Origin of the sequence: Gilliamella bombi, assembly GCF_900103255.1 — a bacterium.
GTDB lineage: Bacteria > Pseudomonadota > Gammaproteobacteria > Enterobacterales > Orbaceae > Gilliamella > Gilliamella bombi.
This window is the reverse complement of record NZ_FMWS01000009.1, coordinates 25,505-47,790: the sequence shown is the minus strand read 5'-3', so window position 1 is coordinate 47,790 and position 22,286 is coordinate 25,505. Positions and strand designations below refer to the sequence as shown.

Sequence of the window (22,286 nt, the reverse complement as noted above, 5' to 3'; positions counted from 1 at the left end):
GATTGGTTTAATTATAATCGAATTCATTCAACATTAAATTACCAGTCGCCGATTGAATACAAAAGAAATCGATGACCTTATCTTTTTTTGGTACTAAAAAGTGTGGACATGCCAATCGCTCTCTCCACGATTCACAAACCACTTTTGTAGAACAAATCCATCGGAATAATTTTGATAATAATTTGGAAGATAACTTTGAAAATATAAACGTGGCGGGGCTAAAAATCCAACTAGTGTGTTTATTTGATAAATTTAAGACATATGTTTGCCAGTGCTAGTGGCTAAAATGATAATGCATTACGGTTCACCCGTCAAGTAACCTAGTGATTTATTTTAATTTTTATATTTATTTGATTGTTTAATAATCTATTCCTTTAAGGTGATTAAAGTATAGCCATTTAAAAAAAACTTGGCTAGTTTTTTATGCAATTTTTTAATTAGAATACGGTGTTAGGTTTTGACGTTACAGTAGATATAACACGAGATAACTCCCTATTACTACAAAAAATATTAACAATATTACTTGGTGGACAAGTTATTTTTGAGTTAAAAAACTAACCAATTATAATTAGCAAATTTACTATGTACCTTAAATTATTAGTTAACAGCATAAGGAATTATATAAAAAATATTAGTACTTATTACTGCCATGTTTTTATTTGAATGTAATGAAAAAACTTATACTGTAGAAGATTATTGAAAATAACAAAGAAAGACTAAATGAATATCGTAAAAAATGTATAAACGGAGAAATAGATGGCGATAGTTTAAATTGTCAAAATTTGCACAAAAAAATGGTTAGACTTAGTAGACTAACTAATACAGGAAAATGGACTAACTAAATTAAAGATCTAAAGTCGTTTTAGGTAACTTTTAAAATTTCATATGTGGAATAATATGATACGGCTTTATAAAAGCCGATTTTTCCGTCGGCTTGTTTAGTGATTTTGAATTTTTCTGTTATGGTGTTACGCAAACTGCACGAGTAATGGCACTAGCATTGTAAAAATCATAACTATAAGGAAACCCTAAAGCTGAATGAACACCAAGTCCTTTTCCATTACGATGAGAATCTCCTGCATTCACCCCTACACTTCGACTCCAATACCCTATATAGATATCCCAGTCACTGCCTGGATAACCGCTACATCTAACGCTTTCCAAATCTTCTGCATCAAAATTGTTAACAATACACCCCCATTCATTAAATAGCCCGCCCTGCCACATTGTTGTGCTTTCTTGATAGCTTAATTGACGAACAGGTAAACCAACGCGAGCACTATTTTCGGCTCTTCCTGGAATACCGCCTCGCCAACCATAACGACTTGCATTTGCATTCGTATAGTCATTTACATCTGGTATTCGATAGCCACTACCAAAACTTGCACAATAATTACTAACTTGTGTTTGGGCATTAGAACCATTACCTGTACCACGATAATTAACATTTGGCTGAGCTATATACCAGCGCATTATTTTAAATTCATATAATAATTTTGTCTTCGAACTATCGGCATATAGTTTGAATGTGACAGGTGTAAAACTTTTATTATTTGAGTTATATCTTGGTCCTTTCAAGGTTATTTTTAAACTTGGCTCGGCATTACCTAATGCCCCTGAGTTATTATAATTTTTATATTGCCAACGTGGTGTATTCTCTGTACTCAATGTCAAACTGACATTACCACCTTCTTCTGCCCTTACCACGTTACCATTAGCTGCTAACACTTGAGCTGGGGTTATATTTTTAAGTAACAAATAAAAAAACAACCCATGCGAACCAGTGCTTGGAAAGTTATTGCTAGTAACTGATGACGCCCCATTATAATTTCCACTATTCGAAGCACTTAATACCTTATACCCCTTATTAGCCACCCACGTCGAACCATCAACATTAAGCCCCATCCCATTAGAAGTACTGCCAAAAGCCAAATTAGGTTGGGCATAGCACACCGATACAATTGCCTTATTAGGATTGATATAATAGGTATGACTTCCACTGGCAAAGTCGATACGATCTGGTACACCAGATCGCGTCTGTAACAGACCTCCCGATGAACTAATAGTTAACCTATATGGCGCATCACAAACATTTAGCAAACTATTAGGGTTACGCTTAACGATTGAGGTAATGTCCTCATAGGCATTATTGGCGTTCTTACTTTCCCACTTTACCGTTATGCTTCCTGTCGCACTGATGCCATCATCATCATCACCATCATCATCTCGCCCATAGTTATATGGGGCATTAACGACATCATTGAGATTAATAGTCGGGTAGTTATTATTGCCAGATCGAGGAAAAGGCACCATACTTTGTACCGTTTCAAAGGTATCCAAAGCGTTCGGTAATTCAATCGGACTGGTTGTACTTGAGTTATCTTTGTTCGCTTTAATTATTGTTCCATCCGATAACGTAATACCCAACAATGAACTAATATCATTTGCTTTTGTTACCCCACCATCAAACGTTAAATAAGGCGCCGTGCCGTGAATATCCTGCAAAGTCTGCGCCGATAATGCCTGCGAACTCATCGAATACGAAAGTAATAACAGTGCCATAAAAACCAGTGGGAACTTGAATAACAACTTGGAAATCGGTAATAGCCTTGGTGGCAATTCGGCCGATAAATCTAGCAATTTCGCTATATTAGGCAATAAAAATAGGAAATGAGTCTGATTTTGACTATGATGAAATTGAAAAAGATTTAGGACACAGGTTTGGCAGGTTAGATACCAAGTACTATAGCGCATAACGATTATTCAACCATTTAAATTATTGTTCTAATTTTATTTTTTATAATTATTCCTCATATTCCTCAGCTAATGAGCACTCCCTTGCATTAAAAGCGGTGGAATTATAATCTATTAAATGGAAATTCACTAGTTTTTTGTTAAAAATTTGTAATTTTTTGTTAAATAAATAAAATTAAGTTTTTGTTGGTATGCTTTTGGAAATGGTCTTGGTGGTGTTTTTGGCTAAAAACAACAAAAAATAAAATAAAATAAAAAACTTTACTATATTTTTTATTTAACCATTTCTACGCTGTATTTTTCTCACTATAAAAAATATGCTTTATTGCCAATAAACAATAATAAAATTACAATAATTTCACTTTAAACCACTTAAAGCAAAAAAAAATGATTACTTACCACGATGCTACATTAGAAGATTTACCATTTATTGTTGATGTTTATAATTCAACAATTGCTGGTCGCCAAGTTACTGCCGATACAGTACCTGTTTCTGTTGAAAGTCGATTGGAATGGTTTTACCAGCATAACCCTAACAATCGTCCACTTTGGTTAATTAAATATCAAGATAAACCTTGTGGTTGGATTAGTTTATCTTCGTTTTATGGTCGCCCCGCTTTTTATAAAACCGTTGAGATTAGCTTATATCTTCATCAAGATTTTCGTGGCAAAAAAATTGGTCAATTTATGGTGGATAAAATTGAACAATTTGCTAAACAAGCTGGAATTGAGGCAATTTTTAGCTATGTGTTTCGACATAACTTACCTAGTGTTAATTTATTTAAAAAAATGCAGTATCAACAATGGGGGCTTCTTCCAAAAATTGCTGAATTAGATAATGTTCAGCGTGATTTAGTGATATTAGGTAAACGGTTAGATTAACTGACCTCTATCGATAAAATTTACCTATTCAAAAGGATTTTTAATGAGCACCTTTAATGATATTAAATATTACGCCAGTCAATCTAAAATCACAACAACGCTGGTAGTAATCAATATTCTGTGTTTTTTTGCATTTCGGCTAGTTGATAGCCGTGGGTTTTCGCCATTATATGAAAATCATTTTTTGATTGATTGGGGAGCCGATGTTGCGGAGTTAACTTTTTCTGGCCAATATTGGCGCATGTTTACTAATTTATTTATGCATGTCAGTTTTACTCATTTAGCTATGAATATGCTGGCATTATGGAGCATTGGTCCTATTTTAGAACAGCGCATTCCTTGCCTTGCTTTTGTTGGCATTTACTTTTTTTCAGGGCTAGTAGGAAGCTTATCAAGCGATATTGCCACCATCAATCAAAATGTGATTAGCTGTGGTGCCTCGGGTGCTATTTTGGGTATTATTACCGCATTGTTGGCTTATTGTTTGGTGTTTAAAACCAATATACAAGAAATGCCAGTCAAAGCAATGCTGGTGAGTTTAGTATTAACTGCTGGGTTAGGGTTATTGCCATCTATCGATAATATGGCGCATATTGGTGGTGCTTGTGCTGGTTTTGTACTTGGTGGGGCTGTTTCGTTATGTATTAAAATGTTCAAATACCCAAGTAAGTTAACTCTACTTATTATTGGTCTTGTATTTATTGTGACTGCATTGGGGATCTATGTGCAATATATGCACTATGCTTTACCTAATGGTTATTATGTCTATTATTAATAATAAAAAGGCGCTGATTATCATTAAACAGCGCCTAATTTATACAAAAGCTATTTAAAAGCTATTTAAAATCCGTGCAGGCTCAATCTTACAAGCACGTTTAGCTGGATAATAGCTAGCAATTAAGCTAAGTAACATGGCAGTTATAAACACTATCACCACATCAAACAGATGAATTTCGGATGGTAAAAAATCGATAAAATAGATATTGCTATTTAAGATTTTATGCCCCATTAATGACTCAATAAAGCCCATGATGTTAGAAAGTTGCCATGACAGTATTACGCCTAAAATAACTCCAATTAGACTGCCAATTAACCCTGAAATCACCCCATACCATATAAAAATATGTTTGATTAAACGATTAGTTGCGCCTAGGGTCTTTAATATGGCAATATCACGCTGTTTATCTTTTACGGCAATGACTAAAGTGGATACAATATTAAAACAAGCCACGCCAATGACCACAATCATGGCCAGATACATGATTTGCCTAATCATTTGAATATCACGATACATAAAGCCAAACGTCTGTTCCCAGCTATTAAATAACAGATCTTCGTCAAGCCCTAATGCTGCTTGACCAATAAGGTTATTGGATTGATAAACGTCTTTTACATTTACCATAACGCCTGTAACGCTATCGCCCATATTTAGTAATTTCTGCGCATCTGTTAATGGAATTATTGCCATATTATTACTCAAGCTGCCACTTAATTCTAAAATCCCTACTACTTGCAAACGGACTCTTTTAGGTGGTTTGAGTTGATTTGGACTACTCGAAACAGGAATTAATAAAGAAACCCATCCCCCTTCACTCACTGATAAATTTTTAGCAAGCCCAGCACCAATAATAATTTGTTGACTATCGGGCTTAAAATCTTGCCATTTTTTATTCAGTACATAATTCGGTAGTGAACTAAATTGCATTTCTTGTTCAGGGTCAAGACCTTGTACTTGTACTGCACCAAGCTTACTACCGTTTTCAATTAATCCAGTAAAATTAACAAATGGTAAGGCTGATACAATATTACTATTGTCTTTAAGTTCTTGTTGAACGTGTTGCCAATTATCTAAATTGCCGTATTTTGGATAGAATTGTCCATGTGGCACTACCGATAACACTCGATTGTGTAATTCACGCTCAAAGCCATTCATGGCACTTAAGCCAATAATTAATGCCGCAATACCAATAGCAATGCTGAGTGTTGAGATAATCGAAATTAATGACACCATACCACTTTTACGACGCCCTTTTCGAAATTTTATGGCGGTAATTAAAGATAAATTCATATTAATTATCCATTAATTGTTATCTGATGATGCGCTATCAGAAAGTTGACCATCTCTCATCACCATTTGTTTATCAAGTTTATTGGCAAGCTCAAGATCATGTGTAACAACCAAAAACGCAGTTCCGTGTTCACGATTTAATTTAATCAGTAGCTCAAAAATAGAATCGGCTGTTGATTTATCAAGGTTACCTGTTGGCTCATCAGCCATTACTAAAGCGGGGTTATTAATTAATGCACGCCCTATTGCCACTCGTTGGCGTTCTCCACCAGACAACTCGGAAGGACGATGATTTGCTCGTTTGACTAAATTAACCGACTCTAGCATTGCCATAGCCCGTTTTTTAGCTTCGTTGGGTAAAACGCCGCCAATTAATAGTGGCATGGCTACATTTTCAAGCGCGGTAAAGTCAGGCAATAGGTGGTGAAATTGGTAAACAAAGCCAATTTCTTGATTGCGTAGACGTGCCTTTTCTTGTTCAGATAATTGATTTAACTGATGTGATTTAAAAATAATTTCGCCAGATGTGGGATTATCTAAGCCACCAAGCAAATGCAGTAAAGTGCTTTTACCTGATCCTGAACTACCTATAATGGCGAGTAATGATTGTGAATAAATGTCAAACGAGACATTTTTTAAAACCTCGGTCACCATTTTGCCTTCGTTATAAGTTTTATAAAGATTTTTGGCACTTAGTAATATTTGTGAATTATTCATAACGTAAAGCCTCGGCAGGTTGAATATTGGCTGCACGATATGCAGGATAAAGTGTTGAAATTAGCGATAACATAAGCAATCCAATAATAATTAAAATAATTTGCGATGGTTCAACCAATGAAGGTAGCAAGATACCAGCTAAAGATAAACCTAACAATTGCATGATTTCGTTTAAGTTAATAGCAAGTAGCAGTCCTAAGGCGCTACCTAATAACGTGCCAATTATTCCTGAACTTGCACCTTGAATAATAAAAATTAACATAATTTTAAAGCGAGACAGACCTTGTGTTTTTAAAATAGCGACTTCGCCTTGCTTTTCCATCACCAACAAGCTTAATGAAGTAATAATGTTAAAAGCCGCAACAATCACAATCAGGCTAATAAGTAATCCCATGACATTTTTTTCCATTTTAATGGCTTGAAATAATTCACCGCGTTTAGCTCGCCAATCTTTAAAGACTAATCCTTCAGGTAATGGGGTATTGGTTATCGAGGCAATATCAAGTGGTTTATCTAAAAATAGGCGCCAACTGCTAATCATATTAGGAGGATAACGTAATAAGTTTTTAGCGTCAGATTGATTGACATAAATAAGCGTTTGATTGATATCGTGGTTAACCGTAAACAGTCCTACAATATTAAATAAACGCTGGGAAGGTATACGCCCAACTGGGGTAATTTGACTTGCATCTGTTACCATTAAACGTATTTTATCGCCAACGGTTACACCTAATTGATTAGCTAACGTTTGCCCTATGATAACATTGTATTGCCCTGCTTGAAGATCTAAGAACGATCCACTATAGATATAATCATTAATAGGATCATCATCTTCTGGGTTAATGCCCATTAGTGTACTTACAGTGATACTTTGCTCACTTTGCAAAACCACATCACTCGACACCAAAGAACTAATACGATTAACACCTTGAATCTGATTAAATTGCTCACGAGTAATGACCTTAGGATCTATCCTACCTTGTGGTGTTGTGATCTGGGCTTGAGGTAAAAACTTTAAAATACTACTTTGCATCTGATCTTCAAGCCCGTTCATGACTGATAAGACCACAATTAGACCAATTGAACCTAACATAATCCCAATCATCGACAACCATGATACAAAGCGACCAAACCCATCCGTTTTTTGCCCGTATACATAGCGCAAACCAATAAAAAATACTAATGGACGAAATATTTTTGACATAAACGTATATATTACCTGAAACTTTTTTACAAAGTTTTGCTAGTTAAATGCAAGGTGCTTATCATACAGGATTAAACAGTTATAGAAAACAACCTCATACTTACGTTATAATCTGACAATAAATTTTCAGCGACATCAACGAACTCATCATGTCTAAAACAGTTAATATTTCAAACTTAATTCCTCAAAAATCAGGTGAAGTAAAGCAAATTGGGCAGCTAGTTGGCTCTTCCTTATCACAATTTTGCGCTCAAGCTATAGATGCACATGAAGGTATAGTTGTGATTGTCACTGATGATATGCAACAAACTTCGCGCATTCATGAAGAACTAAAGCAGTTTACATCCTTCCCTTCTATTATCTTTCCAGATTGGGAAACATTGCCTTATGACAGCTTTTCTCCTCATCAAGATATCGTATCAGAACGCTTATCTTGCCTTTATCATCTTGGACATTTAACCAAAGGGGCGTTAATTTTACCCATTAATACCTTAATGCAAAAAGTCTGTCCACAAAGTTATTTGGGTGGACATGTTTTTATGATGAAAAAAGGCTTACAAATTAGCCGAGAACATTTACGCCTTCAACTTGAAACTGCTGGCTATCGTTCAGTCAGCCAAGTTATGGAGCATGGCGAATATGCTACTCGTGGAGCACTTTTTGATATCTACCCCATGGGCAGTGATAAGCCTTATCGCATCGATTTTTTTGATGATGAAATCGACAGTATCCGTACTTTTGATGTCGAAACTCAACGTACCTTTGGTGAAATTGCTGAAATACAATTGCTACCAGCCCATGAGTTTCCTTTCGATAAAACAGCTATTGAGTTGTTTCGTAGTCAATGGCGAGAACAATTTGAGGTTAGATTAGACTCAGAAAGCATCTATCAACAAGTTAGTAAAAATATTTTGCCAACCGGTATTGAATATTGGCAAGCACTGTTTTTTAACGAACCATTAACACCTCTATTTTCTTATTTTTTAACAAATAGCTTAATTATCAATACAGTTAATATTGAGCAATGTGCTAACAAATATTGGCAAGATATTACCCAACGTTATGAAAGTCGCAAAGTCGATCCTATGCGACCATTACTTGCACCAAATGTTATTTGGTCTAAAACTGACGAGATTTTTGCCAATTTCAAAAACTACCCAAGAATGGTTTTATCGCATGCAATAACGATTGAATCAAATAAAAACGTTAATTTGCCTTATGTAGCATTACCTAATATTGCTATTGAGATCCAACAAAAAGATCCTTATTTGCAATTTCAAAAATTTGTTGAAAATTTTGCAGGAACAATCATCTTTTCGGTTGAATCAGAAGGACGCAAAGAGGCTTTACAAGAAATTCTTGGACGAATTCGTATTCATCCCACTACCATCAATTTACTTGATGAAAGAAAAAACAGTGATAGCCGATTTTATTTAATCGTTGGAGCTAGTGAACAGGGCTTTATCAATCAGCAAGATAATTTTGCCTTTATTACTGAAAATGAGCTATTAGGACGACGAGTAGTTCGTCGCAAAAAAGAAAATAAACAAGCTATCAATACTGATTCACTTATTCGTAGTTTAGCTGAGCTAACACCCGGCAAACCCGTTGTCCATTTAGAACATGGCGTTGGTCGATATGCAGGACTTACCTCATTAGAAACAGGTGGGATTACGGCTGAATATCTTATTCTATTATATGCTAATGACACCAAGCTTTATGTTCCTGTTTCATCATTAAATCTAATTAGCCGTTATTCTGGTGGCGATGAAGAGAACGCACCATTGAATAAATTAGGTACTGATGCATGGAGCAAAGCACGGCAAAAAGCGGCCGAAAAAGTACGAGATGTTGCAGCTGAATTACTAGATATTTACGCTGAACGTGAAAGTAAACCCGGATTTGAATTTAAACAAGACCGAGAGCAGTATGAACTATTTTGCCAAGGGTTTCCTTATCAAGAAACTGATGATCAACAAAATGCCATTGGGGCAGTAATTGGCGATATGTGCTCTCCTTATGCCATGGATAGATTAGTCTGTGGTGATGTTGGATTTGGTAAAACAGAAGTAGCGATCCGAGCTGCTTTTTTAGCCGTTATTAATCATAAACAAACAGCAGTTTTAGTTCCTACAACTTTACTTGCAGAACAACATTACGAAAGCTTTTGTGATCGCTTTGCAAACTGGCCAATTCGCATAGAAAGCCTGTCTCGATTCAAAACCGCCAAACAACAAAAAAGTATTATAGAAGCTCTTGGTGAAGGCAAAATTGATATTGTAATTGGCACACATAAATTGTTACAAGAAGATATCAAATGGAAAGATTTAGGCCTGTTGATTGTTGATGAAGAACATCGTTTTGGCGTCCGCCAAAAAGAACGAATTAAAGCAATGCGAGCAAACATTGATATTCTAACACTAACCGCAACGCCAATTCCAAGAACCCTCAACATGGCAATGAGTGGTATGCGGGATCTTTCTATTATTGCGACTCCTCCAGCTCGCCGTTTAGCAGTGAAAACCTTTGTTAGAGAATATGATGATCTCGTGATTAGAGAAGCCATTTTGCGTGAAATTTTACGTGGTGGTCAGATTTATTACTTACACAATGATATTTCTGATATCGAAAAAGTAAGCGAAAAACTGGCAGAGCTGGTGCCCGAAGCGCGAATTACCATTGGTCATGGGCAAATGCATGAACGCGACTTAGAGCGCGTAATGAATGACTTTCATCATCAACGTTTTAACATACTTGTTTGTACAACCATTGTTGAAACTGGTATCGACATTCCTAATGCCAATACCATTATCATTGATCGTGCCGATAAATTTGGTTTAGCCCAGTTACATCAGCTCAGAGGACGAGTTGGACGTTCTTATCATCAGGCTTATGCTTATCTATTAACTCCACATCCTAAATTACTCACTAAAGATGCAAAAAAACGCCTAGAAGCAATTGCCTCACTTGAAGATTTAGGTGCAGGTTTTGCTCTAGCCACACACGATCTTGAAATTCGTGGTGCTGGCGAGCTGCTTGGCAGTGATCAAAGTGGTCAAATCGAAACTATCGGCTTTAATCTTTATATTGAACTGCTTGATGACGCTGTTAAGTCACTAAAAGAAGGCAAAGAACCAACACTAGAATCATTACTCAATAATCAACAAACAGAAATTGAGTTACGCTTACCAACACTTATTCCTGATGATTTTATTCCCGATGTTAATACACGTTTATCACTATATAAACGTATTGCGAGTATCACCGATCTTATCGAACTCACCGATATTCAAGTTGAAATGCGAGATCGTTTTGGTAAATTGCCCGATGCAGTGCTTTTTTTACTAGAAACTACCAAAATCCGTTATCACGCAACTCAATTAGGCATTACTAAGATTGAATTTGGTGAAAAAGGCGGTTATATTGAATTCGGTAATAATAATAAGGTGTCAGTCGATTACTTAATTGAAATAATTCAAAAAGAACCAAAAAATTATCGCTTAGAAAGTTCAAATCGATTAAAATTACAAAAATCAGAATTGCAACGAATCGATCGCATTGAATATATTAAAAATTTGTTGTCTGATTTTGCAAGTCATCAAGAATGATAACTATAATTACAATAAACGACTAAGAGAGCCACAATGAAAAAAAGCACACTTACTATAGGAATAATTGCTGTATTAGGTATGGCTTATGCAGGTACATCATGGTACAGCGGTAATATGATTGAAGAGCATATTGATGACCAATTAGCACTAATCACAAACAAAGTTAACCTGTCCCAAGATCTTTTCACATTTTCCGTTACTAAAAACCATTATGACAAAGGTATTTTTTCAACAAAAGTACATCTAACAGTGACCGTATCACCACGTGAATCGACTATTCAAGGTAGTTATCCAAAAAACTTATTTGATGACGATGTCACTATCCATCATGGTCCTTTTCCTATTGCTGCGCTTGCAAAAGGGACTTTTTCCCCACAATTGGCTTGGTTACAATATGAAATGAGTCAACAAGCAAATCCAACACTGTGGAAACTAGCGGGCAATCGACCGTTTATTAGTGGACATACAAGCGTGAGTTATGACGAATATATTACCGTTAAACTAGCAAGCAAAGCGATTAAAGCCTCGCAAAACGAAATCCCAACCATTCATGATAGTATCTTAGATATCAGTAACGGCAGTTATACCTTTAGTAGCTATACCGATGGTTCTGACATCAAGGCTGAAATCAAACTGGATAAATTAGTTTTTCTTTCTGACGATACCCATCATTTTAACTTTGATGACTTTAAACTGTCATTAAAGCCACTGACTACCACAGAAGACATCGATTATGAATTTAATATTGGCAATATTAACTACAGTTTTGATAGCTATCTTTCAAAAGGGAATTTTAATATTGACAACTTAAAATCAAAAGGTCGTGCTAACTACAAAAATCGAAATATTGATGAGCAAAGCAGTATTGATAAAATTACATTAAATTTCAAATCATCCACACCGAAAAACGAATCAGTGATTATTGACAAAATTGTGATGAGTCAAAAAAATATCTTAAATGACAGCAATAATACAATTGAAGGTTCGCTTGTAAGTCGTATTGGTTCGATTATTTACGGTCAACAAAATCTAGGTAGTGGATCATTTGATATTGACTTCAAAGGGGTTGGTAGACAATTTTTCGATCCTCACTTTGAAACAACTGATCCTGACATAAGTGAGAGCGACAAACACAATATTGAATTTTCGTTAAATAAATTGAATTGGCACAATGCTAGTGGCGACATTAATGTTAACTTATTGTTTAATATATCAGAAATAAATAGCTCAAATACTGATGTAGAAAACTATGACAAAATAAATACACTTAAATTCAATCTCGAAGCTCCGTTTGATGTTTTAGCTAGTTTGTCCGCACAAATCCAAAACCCTAACACTAAGCAAGTTACATCAGAACAAATTGCAAAAGAAAGCGCTGTAATAAAAAACAATGCCAAAATGTTTTTTAGTAGATCACCATTTTTTATCTTTAATAAAGATCAAACAGAAGGTATCTATTCTAATGTGGAGTATACAAAAGGCAATCAAAGCGTAAAGGTAAATGGACAATTACTAGATAAAAAAGATTTTTTTGGAAATTTCTAATTTATTTTAGCGACACTAAAAAAATTATAAAATGTTTCAATGATATTGGTTAATTTGGCGATTATTTTAGATTCAAGCGTAGTAGTTAACAATATATGCACCATAATATGCTAAGGTACTTATTTAAACTTGTATAGGTGCATTTTACAAAACATCAAAAAACTATCGCCTAGAAAGCTCAAATCGATTAAAATTATAACAACTAGGATTACAATTAATTTATCACGTTGAATATGTTAAAAATTTTCTAGTTGATTTTATAAATCATCAGGAATGATAATTTAAAATATAATAAATAACTAAGAGATCTATAATGAAAAAAACCACACTTGCTATAGGAATATTTGCTGTATTAGGGGTTGCTTACGTAGGCACTGCATGGCATACAGGCAACATGATCGAAAATAACATCGATAATGAATTGGTACAAATTACAAACAAAATTAATCAAACTCAAAACGATTTCACGTTTAATATTATAAAAAGTAATTATGAAAAGAATATCTTTTCAACTAAATTGCATTTAACTATTACAGCATCACTCCAAAATGCTACAGGCGACGATGCTCAACCTAAAACCTTATTTTCTGATGATGTTACTATTCATCATGGTCCATTTCCTATCGCTGCACTCGCCAAAGGAAGTTTTGCGCCTAAAATGGCTTGGTTAGAATATGAAATGAGCGAACAAACTAATCCGACACTTTGGAAGCTAGCGGGCAATCAGCCTTTTATTACAGGACATGCAGGTATAAGTTATGGCGAATATATCACTGTTAAACTAGCAAGCAAAGCAATAAAAGTTACCCAAAATGAAGTTCCATTCTTTCCAAGAATTGATAGTGCATTAGAACTTGGTGAAGGCAAGTACACCTTTGGTAGTTATACTACTGGCTCTGACATATCAACTAAAATTGAAATTGATAAAATTTTATTAACCTACCCTGCATCATTTAATTCAAAACCAGTTTCGGTTGTTATTAATAAATTCGTTATGGACGAAAAAAATGTCCTAAATGATGTCACTAATACTGTCGATGGATCATTTTCAAGTAGTGTAGATTCAATTATTTATGGACAACAAAATCTAGGTTATGGCTCGATAAATATTGATTTTAAAGGACTTGATAAGCATCTATTCACTAATCAATTGGGAATAGGTTATCCTGACTCAGATGATACAGAACAAAAGCATTATATTAATTTTTCGTTAAATAAATTGAATTGGCACAATCCTGCAGGCGATATTAATCTTAACCTAATTTTCAGTATGTCTGATGTAGATAGTACAGCTATTGATGAAGCTGATTACGATAAAATTGACTCACTAAAATTAAAACTTGAAGCACCATTTGATGTATTAGCGTATACGTCCGCACAGATCGAAAACCCTAACTCTAACACGGTAACACCAGAACAAATTGCTAAAGCAAATCAAAACCTACAAATGATGTCCGCATTTTTCATTAGTAGCTCTCAATATTTTACTTCAAGCAATGGTAAAACCAAAGGTATCTATTCTGATATAAGCCTAACCAAAGATAGTGATGAAGTTAACGTAAATGGTAAAAAAGTAACAAAAGAAGAATTCTTTGAACAATTATAATTAGCTAATTTATTATTCAAATTAACCTATTTAGTTCCGCCACTAATTTTGGCGGAATCTTATTATTTTTAACTTAAGCAAAAAAATTTATGAATACAAATTCATCATCCACAACAGAAAACCAATTTAAACGAACCATGAAAACCCGTCATTTAATTATGTTGTCACTGGGTGGCGTTATTGGCACAGGTTTATTTTTTAATACTGGTTATATTATTGCTACTGCTGGGGCTATTGGCGCTATTATTGCTTATTTAATTGGTGCATTAGTTGTTTATTTAGTGATGTTGTGCCTAGGCGAACTGGCTGTCGCTATGCCTGAAACAGGTGCATTTCACACTTATGCTTCTCGCTTTATTAGTCCTGGCACTGGTTATACCGTTGCTTGGCTGTATTGGTTAACTTGGACAGTGGCACTTGGTTCAAGTCTAACCGCAGCTGGATTATGTATGAAGTATTGGTTCCCTACTGTTTCGGTCTGGATTTGGTGTTTAATTTTTTGTATCGTAATCTTTGCATTAAACATTATAACCGCTCAATTCTTTGCCGAAAGTGAATTTTGGTTTTCAATCATTAAAGTCATCACTATTATTATTTTTATTGTTGCTGGAGCTGCTGCTATCTTTGGTTTTGTTCCTATGAAAAATGACATGCCAGCACCTTTTTTACACAATATTACCGATAATGGCTGGTTTCCTAATGGTATAACACCAATTATCATGACGATGGTTTCAGTTAATTTTGCCTTTTCTGGTACCGAGTTAATTGGTATTGCTGCGGGCGAAACTCATAATCCCGAAAAATCGATTCCACTTGCCATTAAAACAACAATTTTAAGATTGATTCTCTTTTTTATTGGAACCATTATTGTGTTAGCCTCTCTACTACCTATGGATCAAGCTGGCGTTATTACTAGTCCATTTGTAATGGTATTTGAAAATATCGGTATTCCATATGCTGCTGATATATTTAATTTTGTTATTGTAACCGCTATTTTATCAGCCGCTAATTCAGGACTTTATGCCTCTGGGCGTATGATGTGGTCGTTGTCTAATCAAGGTACACTACCAAAGTGCTTTGCTAAATTAACCAATAAAGGTATTCCAATGATCGCTATTGCAGTAAGTATGCTTGGTGGATTGTTAGCGTTATTTTCAAGCGTGATAGCTCCTGATACTGTATTTGTAGCATTAACCGCTATTTCTGGCTTCGCCGTGGTAGCAGTTTGGTTAAGTATTTGCATTTCACATTACTTTTTTAGAAAGCAACTATCTGAAAATCAAAAAAATGCCTTAAAATATAAAGCACCATTTTACCCTTTTGTGCCAATTTTAGGGTTTATTCTGTGTTTGATTGCTTGCATTGGTTTAGCATTCGATCCAGAACAACGCATTGCGCTTTATTGCGGTATTCCTTTTGTAATTGTCTGTTTTATTGCGCATCACTTTACCCAATCTTATCAAAAACGAGCAGTAAAAAATGACAAGTTATAATCCAATTAGTGCACTATTCAAACAAAAAAATCACATTATTATTGATGGTGCACTAGCCAGTGAACTACAACGCCGTGGATGCGATCTTAATGATAGCCTATGGTCGGCAAAAGTATTAATTGAAAAGCCCGAACTGATCTATCAAGTTCATTATGACTATTTTAAAGCTGGCGCCGATTGCGCTATCACCGCCAGCTATCAAGCCACACCAGTAGGGTTTGAAAAAAAAGGAATTACGTTTGATGAATCTATCAAATTAATAAAAAAAAGCGTTGAACTTGCACAGCAAGCTAAACAGCAGTATTTGAATGAAACAAAACAAAATAAAACATTACTGATTGCTGGGTCAGTTGGCCCCTATGGAGCATATCTTGCTAATGGGTCAGAATATACTGGCGAATATCAACTAACTGAAGCTGAATTTATTGATTTTCACCGTGATCGCATTCAAGCCTTGATTAATGCCCAAGTTGATATCCTTGCTTGTGAAACTCTACCTTCTTTTGCTGAAATTAAAGCGTTAGTTAAATTGATACAGCAGTTTCCAACTATCAATGCATGGTTTTCGTTTACATTAAAAGATGCCCAGCATCTTAGCGATGGCACACCATTATCACAAGTAATAGATTATTTAAACAACTTCGAGCAAATTGTAAGCCTTGGTATTAACTGCATTGCGTTAGAAAGTGTTACTCCAGCATTAGAAGTGCTAAATAAGCTTACAACCAAACCATTAATTGTTTATCCAAATTCAGGTGAACAATATGATCCAATAACAAAACAGTGGCACAAGAACCATCAACATGATTGCACCTTCAAAAATCAACTACCAATCTGGACAAAATTAGGTGCAAAATTAATTGGCGGTTGCTGCCAAACAACACCGAATGATATTAAAGAGATTGTGAGATTATTAAAGGATTATTAATTTTATTGTGATTGGATTTTGAGTATGAAGAACTATTGTAGTTTTGCCATAATATCTTAAACGGCTTCAAATCCAATCAAATTAAACCAACAAAACCATCAGTTAAACACTTGATTTTTATCTTCTATCAAGTTAAAGCCTGATAGTCCAGTCAATAATTCCCTAGTACAATGAAAAGCTACTGAACAATTAATTATTAAACTTAATTCATTTGATTATAAATCGCAATTAATAGCACTACAAATAAGTGCAATGTTCCATCCTAAATTTTTACTATCTATCATTTGAAGGAAGCAATTAACTTTTCTAAAATAAACCGACTCGTTTCACTTTTCTTGTTTTGGATGAATATGTCCATTTTTTAATAAATTACCGTATTAAGCAATTTATAAATAAATGAATACACAAATTTAATTGTAAGATCAGATTAAATAATATTTAATTGAATAATATCATTAAAAAGGCAGCTATATTAAAAAGCCGCCTTAAAATTATAGACAAAATTAAATTTACTTAGTGATTAAAAATTAACCTCAGTCCCAACAAAGTATCGTCTACCTTCTAAGGTTTTACCAAAATCATCGTTAGTTACATTTTTATCAAATAGATTATAAACACCAGCATAAACCTTAGCTTGTTTATGTATTTGATAAGATGCACCGATGTCCCAGAAAGTATAACCAGGATATTCAACTTTTGTGCCATCACGGTTATTAGACGATTCCATGCCATAATAGGCCATTTTTGTCCATAAATCCCATTGTTGGGTGACATACCAATCTAATTGAGTATTGAATTTTTGTTTAGGGGTTCGATTTAAAGATCGTCCTTTAAATTGCCCACTTTTTTGTTCTGTTTTTGTCCAAGAATAGTTAGATGTTAATAGGAAATCAGTAAATAAAGGCGTTTTAAATGAAAATTCAAAGCCTTTAAGATCAGCTTTGCCAACATTTTCACGGCCTTGTATAAAGTCAAATTTTTTACTATAACCATTCAACAAGCACTTGCTTCCTTTTTTACGATTACAAATATAATATGATTGAATTTTGTCTTTATATTTTGTGTAAAATGCAGTTGCAGAGGCATCAATACCATAATCATTGGTATAACCTATACCAATTTCGAAATTATTTGTTTTTTCTGGTTTTAAATCTGGATTTCCAATGATTACACCATCAGAATATCCACCACCAGTAACTTGCCCCCAATCTGTCACCACATAACGTAATTGTGGTGTAGCATAACCAGTAGAATAACCGCCTTTTAACGTAAAGTTATCATCAATATTCCACACACTGTAAACTCTTGGGTTCCAGTTGCTACCATAATTTTCATCTTTGTTATAACGTAATCCTAATGTTAAACTCCAATTTTCTAAAATACGTAACTCATCTTCTCCAAATAACGCATAATTCCAACGATCAATTTTAGATAATGTCGTTTTTAGTTGATTTCCTTCGTCATGCAACTCTTGATAATTATATTTTCCGCCTAAAGTCAGCATGTTAATACTAAAAGGAATAGTAACACGTGTATCTACATCCGTATTACGAATTTTCATGTTCCTTTTTGGATTATTATTTCCTTCATAAGAGACAAATGAAGTTGTAGAAACATCACCAAACAAACCATTATGTGTTAAAGCAAACGTATTTCGTCTATTATCTCTATTAAAATCACTTCTAGATTTATCTCTTGTTTTTCCTGCAGTTGCATTACTATTTTGTAAAGCTCGTCCAAAATCGAGATCAAATTTTTGTGTGTCTGTAGCATTTAAAGACAATTTACCATTTAAACTACGTAATTTTTGTCCTGCATGACCAGCAAGAAATTTATCTTCATGACGATTTGAATACTGCCCATAAAGTTGTATACCTAAAACGTCATCAATAATCGGTCCCATGGTCGAAAAACTGCCAGTATATGTATCTTTTTCTTTTGAACGATAAGGAATAACCGATTCTAAACGTATACCACTTTGCCATTTATTTGACACTTTTTTGGTAATAATATTAACAACCCCTCCCATCGCATCAGAACCATATAATGACGACATAGGGCCTCGCACAACCTCAATACGTTCAATTGCCGTTAATGGTGGTAACCATCCTTGTTCAAATCCTGAATTATCACTATTTGGTCTTGTTTCGCGGGTACTAACCTTTTTGCCATCTACTAATATTAGGGTATATTTGGCATCCATGCCTCGAATACTAATATCAGTAGAATCACCACCACCAGTAATATTTACTCCAGGAATATCCTTCAACGCATCTGTGACATCACGATAAGGTTTTTTTTCAATTTCTTCTGGTGTAATTACCGAAATGGTAGCCGGCGCTTCTTTGACTTGTTGAGAAAACCCCGATGCAGTAACAACCATGGTGTCAGTATCTGAATTGCTAGCTGCTATAGCAGCTGTCGATAATGACAACAAAATACTAGTATTAATGACATTTGTAGCCAATTTAATCTTCTTCTTTGCTTTCATTGTTATAACCCTATTATTTATAATGACATTTATAGATTTATAAGATATATGAAGACTACACTATATGAGAATGATTATCAATATCTTTAAAAAATTATTTATAGCTAGACAAATCCTTTTTGTTAAATGATAATAATTATCATTTATATAAAAACAGGAAAATTGAGATGAATAAAAAGAAAAAGATATTTTTAAGTAGTATTGCATCGATTATATTAAGTTTAACTGGTTGCCAATCAACGACAACAATGAGTGTAACTGCCAACAACCAAACAGTACAAGTTCCTAAGTCGCCCGAAAAAGTTGTTGTCATGAACTATGGGGCATTAGATACTTTAGATGCATTAGGTAAAGGTTCGATAGTTGTTGCAACTCCACTATCAGTTATCCCTTCTTATTTGCAACAATTTAACAAAACATCAATTACCGATACAGGCAATATGAAAGAACCCAATATTGATGCAATCAGACAAGTTAAGCCAGATTTAATTATTATTGATGGCCGTCAAGCTAGTAAAACTGAAGATCTATCTAAAATTGCACCAGTCATTAATTTAAGTGTAAACGCCCAAAATTATGTTGAATCAACCAAAAATCATATCCACCTACTAGCAAATATTACAGACACTGAGAGTAAAGCTGATAATATTATTCAGTCATTAGATGAAAAAATTCAACATGCCCGAGCAGTAGCCGAAGCTAGTTCTAAAAAAGCTATTGTTGCTATTCATAACGATGGGAAGATGATTCTTATCAATTCAAGTTCCAGCGCGGCATTGATTCACGATGTACTAGATGTTAAACGAGCGGTACCACTCACCGTTATGCCCGCAAATAACTTAATAGGCAAACCAAAACCAATTTTTATTGATGATAATTACATTAAATCAGTCAAACCTGATATTATTTTTGTTGTTGATCGTAGCAAAGCAATCGGCAATCAAGGTATGGCTGAGCACTTTTTTTCACAAAAAGTATTAAACAAAAGCAAAACACAGGTTGTTTATTTAACTCCTGATCTTTGGTATTTGTCGGGTGGTGGTGCTGAAAGCATAGATCGTCAAATTGACGAAATCATTAATGCATTAAAATAATATAACTTGATTGTTAACTTTCTATTTTTTAAATAGCCTTTATTGTCAATAAAGGCTTTATTTTATACTGATAAATATCAGAGAAATACTTAATAAATAATCCTTTTTATTCAAACGAACTACTTTCCGACTTATTACTAATACTTAATAGATAAGCCAAAGCATTGTTAATGTAAATTTGAAATTAGAAAATCGGTATATTAACTATGATGAAATGTGATAAAATACCGACTTTATTTTGATTTGTAAACGATAATTAACAAATATAGTTTATTGAATTCTCAAACAATACCTCTTTAATATAACACACTATTATAAATACTATGAATATGTTACCCCCTACAATTGGATTTGTGAGCCTTGGCTGTCCTAAAAATTTAGTTGACTCTGAGCGAATTTTAACCGAACTGCGTACACAAGGTTATCAAGTCGTACCTAGCTATGACAATGCCGATCTGGTCATTGTAAACACTTGTGGATTTATTGACAGTGCAGTACAAGAATCTCTAGAAGCAATCGGCGAAGCTCTTAATGAAAACGGCAAAGTCATTGTAACTGGATGCCTTGGTGCCAAAGAAGATCAAATTAGGACTGTACACCCAAAAGTACTTGAAATATCAGGTCCACACAGCTATGAAGCGGTACTAAATCATGTTAATAAATATGCACCAAAACCTGCTTATAATCCATTTACCAGTCTAGTTCCCCAACAAGGTATAAAACTAACACCAAAACATTATGCTTACCTAAAAATTTCTGAAGGTTGTAATCATAGTTGTACATTTTGCATTATTCCATCATTACGAGGTGAAATGATTAGTCGCCCTATTGGTAACGTACTTGATGAAGCAAAACGACTAGCCGACAGTGGTGTTAAAGAATTATTAGTTATTGCACAAGACACTTCAGCTTACGGCGTTGATATCAAAAACAGGACCAGTTTCTGGAATGGAATGCCATTAAAAACTGATATTCAAACGCTTTGCGAACAGTTATCAAATTTGGGTATTTGGGTCAGATTGCATTATATGTATCCTTATCCAAGTGTCGATAATCTAATTCCATTAATGGCGGATAGTAAAATTTTGCCTTATTTAGATGTGCCATTACAACACGCAAGTCCAACAATTTTAAAATCAATGAAACGACCTGGAACCATTGAAAGAACCTTAGAACGTATCCATAAATGGCGAGAAATCTGTCCTGATATCACGTTACGTTCAACTTTTATTGTTGGTTACCCTGGTGAAACAGAACAAGATTTTGAATTACTGCTCGAATTTTTATCGCAAGCACAGTTAGATCGCGTTGGCTGTTTCCCATATAGCCCAGTAGAGGGGGCTGTTGCGAATGAACTGACAAACCAAATTCCAGAAACAATCAAACAAGAACGTTTTGATCGTTTTATGCAATTACAGCAAAAAATCTCAACGCAAAAATTACAAGCCAAAATTGGCAAAACGCTAGCTGTCATTATTGATGAAGTTGATGATGAAGGTGCAATAGGTCGTAGCATGGCTGATGCCCCTGAAATCGACGGCGTTGTTTATTTAAACGAAGAAAACCAAGTCAAAGTCGGTGATATTGTTCAGGTTAACATTGAGCATTCCGATGAGTACGATCTATGGGGAACGGTTAAACGTTAATTAACACCATGAAACAACATTATAAACACGAAGTAAAAAATCTGGTTAAATTGGCAGTTCCGGTAGCTGTCATTATTGATGAAGTTGATGATGAAGGTGCAATAGGTCGTAGCATGGCTGATGCCCCTGAAATCGACGGCGTTGTTTATTTAAACGAAGAAAACCAAGTCAAAGTCGGTGATATTGTTCAGGTTAACATTGAGCATTCCGATGAGTACGATCTATGGGGAACGGTTAAACGTTAATT

At 34.6% G+C, this 22,286-nt stretch carries 14 protein-coding genes and 1 pseudogene; 10 read left to right on the top strand and 5 right to left on the bottom strand.

The annotated features are described in order from the left end of the window. Positions 1 to 960: 960 nt before the first annotated feature. Positions 961 to 2,562: a hypothetical protein gene (locus B9N71_RS01990; protein ID WP_085163927.1), complete on the bottom strand. Its 1,602-nt coding sequence runs from the start codon at positions 2,560 to 2,562 to the stop codon at positions 961 to 963. A 579-nt stretch (positions 2,563 to 3,141) separates the two neighbouring features. On the opposite strand from B9N71_RS01990, the gene B9N71_RS01985 reads away from it, so the two are divergent. Further along, positions 3,142 to 3,636 carry a GNAT family N-acetyltransferase gene (locus B9N71_RS01985; protein ID WP_085163926.1) on the top strand — a complete coding sequence of 165 codons (495 nt, stop codon included), beginning with the start codon at positions 3,142 to 3,144 and terminating at the stop codon, positions 3,634 to 3,636. Positions 3,637 to 3,679: 43 nt separating this feature from the next. Next, positions 3,680 to 4,411, top strand: coding sequence for a rhomboid family intramembrane serine protease (locus B9N71_RS01980; protein WP_085163925.1), 732 nt, complete (start codon positions 3,680 to 3,682; stop codon positions 4,409 to 4,411). A 54-nt stretch (positions 4,412 to 4,465) separates the two neighbouring features. Here B9N71_RS01980 and lolE read toward each other — a convergent pair whose 3' ends face one another. From lolE to lolC, 3 genes are read right to left on the bottom strand one after another with little or no spacing between them, the layout of a single operon-like run. After that, complete coding sequence (gene lolE, locus B9N71_RS01975; RefSeq protein WP_085163924.1) at positions 4,466 to 5,704, bottom strand: lipoprotein-releasing ABC transporter permease subunit LolE; 1,239 nt, start codon at positions 5,702 to 5,704, stop codon at positions 4,466 to 4,468. A 12-nt stretch (positions 5,705 to 5,716) separates the two neighbouring features. Beyond that, positions 5,717 to 6,421, bottom strand: a complete 705-nt coding sequence (lolD, locus tag B9N71_RS01970; protein WP_065590452.1) for a lipoprotein-releasing ABC transporter ATP-binding protein LolD — start codon at positions 6,419 to 6,421, stop codon at positions 5,717 to 5,719. Beyond that, positions 6,414 to 7,616, bottom strand: a complete 1,203-nt coding sequence (gene lolC / locus B9N71_RS01965; RefSeq protein WP_034911788.1) for a lipoprotein-releasing ABC transporter permease subunit LolC — start codon at positions 7,614 to 7,616, stop codon at positions 6,414 to 6,416. The genes lolD and lolC overlap by 8 nt, the downstream gene beginning before the upstream one ends. 158 nt (positions 7,617 to 7,774) lie before the next feature. Between lolC and mfd the strand changes: the two genes are divergently transcribed. The 5 genes from mfd (at position 7,775) to mmuM (ending at position 16,808) form a co-directional block, all read left to right on the top strand. Further along, positions 7,775 to 11,233 carry a transcription-repair coupling factor gene (gene mfd, locus B9N71_RS01960; protein ID WP_085163923.1) on the top strand — a complete coding sequence of 1,153 codons (3,459 nt, stop codon included), beginning with the start codon at positions 7,775 to 7,777 and terminating at the stop codon, positions 11,231 to 11,233. A gap of 36 nt (positions 11,234 to 11,269) precedes the next feature. Beyond that, complete coding sequence (locus B9N71_RS01955) at positions 11,270 to 12,781, top strand: YdgA family protein (protein ID WP_085163922.1); 1,512 nt, start codon at positions 11,270 to 11,272, stop codon at positions 12,779 to 12,781. Positions 12,782 to 13,094: 313 nt separating this feature from the next. Next, positions 13,095 to 14,387, top strand: coding sequence for a DUF945 family protein (locus tag B9N71_RS01950; protein WP_085163921.1), 1,293 nt, complete (start codon positions 13,095 to 13,097; stop codon positions 14,385 to 14,387). Positions 14,388 to 14,476: 89 nt separating this feature from the next. After that, a complete protein-coding gene (gene mmuP, locus B9N71_RS01945; RefSeq protein WP_085163920.1) occupies positions 14,477 to 15,880 on the top strand; it encodes an S-methylmethionine permease in 1,404 nt (467 codons plus the stop codon). Continuing rightward, the gene (gene mmuM, locus B9N71_RS01940; protein ID WP_085163919.1) at positions 15,867 to 16,808 is read left to right on the top strand and encodes a homocysteine S-methyltransferase; all 942 of its coding nucleotides are present in this window, start codon (positions 15,867 to 15,869) and stop codon (positions 16,806 to 16,808) included. The genes mmuP and mmuM overlap by 14 nt, the downstream gene beginning before the upstream one ends. 520 nt (positions 16,809 to 17,328) lie before the next feature. Here the strand turns inward: mmuM and B9N71_RS01935 are convergent. After that, positions 17,329 to 19,299 (bottom strand): TonB-dependent receptor domain-containing protein, encoded by a 1,971-nt coding sequence (locus B9N71_RS01935; RefSeq protein WP_034911754.1) that lies wholly within the window; start codon positions 19,297 to 19,299, stop codon positions 17,329 to 17,331. Between the two features lie 167 nt (positions 19,300 to 19,466). Between B9N71_RS01935 and B9N71_RS01930 the strand changes: the two genes are divergently transcribed. The 3 genes and pseudogenes from B9N71_RS01930 to rimO (B9N71_RS01920) form a co-directional block, all read left to right on the top strand. Further along, positions 19,467 to 20,393, top strand: a complete 927-nt coding sequence (locus B9N71_RS01930; RefSeq protein WP_085163918.1) for a siderophore ABC transporter substrate-binding protein — start codon at positions 19,467 to 19,469, stop codon at positions 20,391 to 20,393. Positions 20,394 to 20,722: 329 nt separating this feature from the next. After that, the gene (rimO, locus tag B9N71_RS01925; RefSeq protein WP_370738291.1) at positions 20,723 to 22,039 is read left to right on the top strand and encodes a 30S ribosomal protein S12 methylthiotransferase RimO; all 1,317 of its coding nucleotides are present in this window, start codon (positions 20,723 to 20,725) and stop codon (positions 22,037 to 22,039) included. Positions 22,040 to 22,107: 68 nt separating this feature from the next. Then, positions 22,108 to 22,284 (top strand): annotated as a pseudogene (gene rimO / locus B9N71_RS01920) (30S ribosomal protein S12 methylthiotransferase RimO); the annotation flags it as partial. Between the last annotated feature and the right edge of the window lie 2 nt (positions 22,285 to 22,286).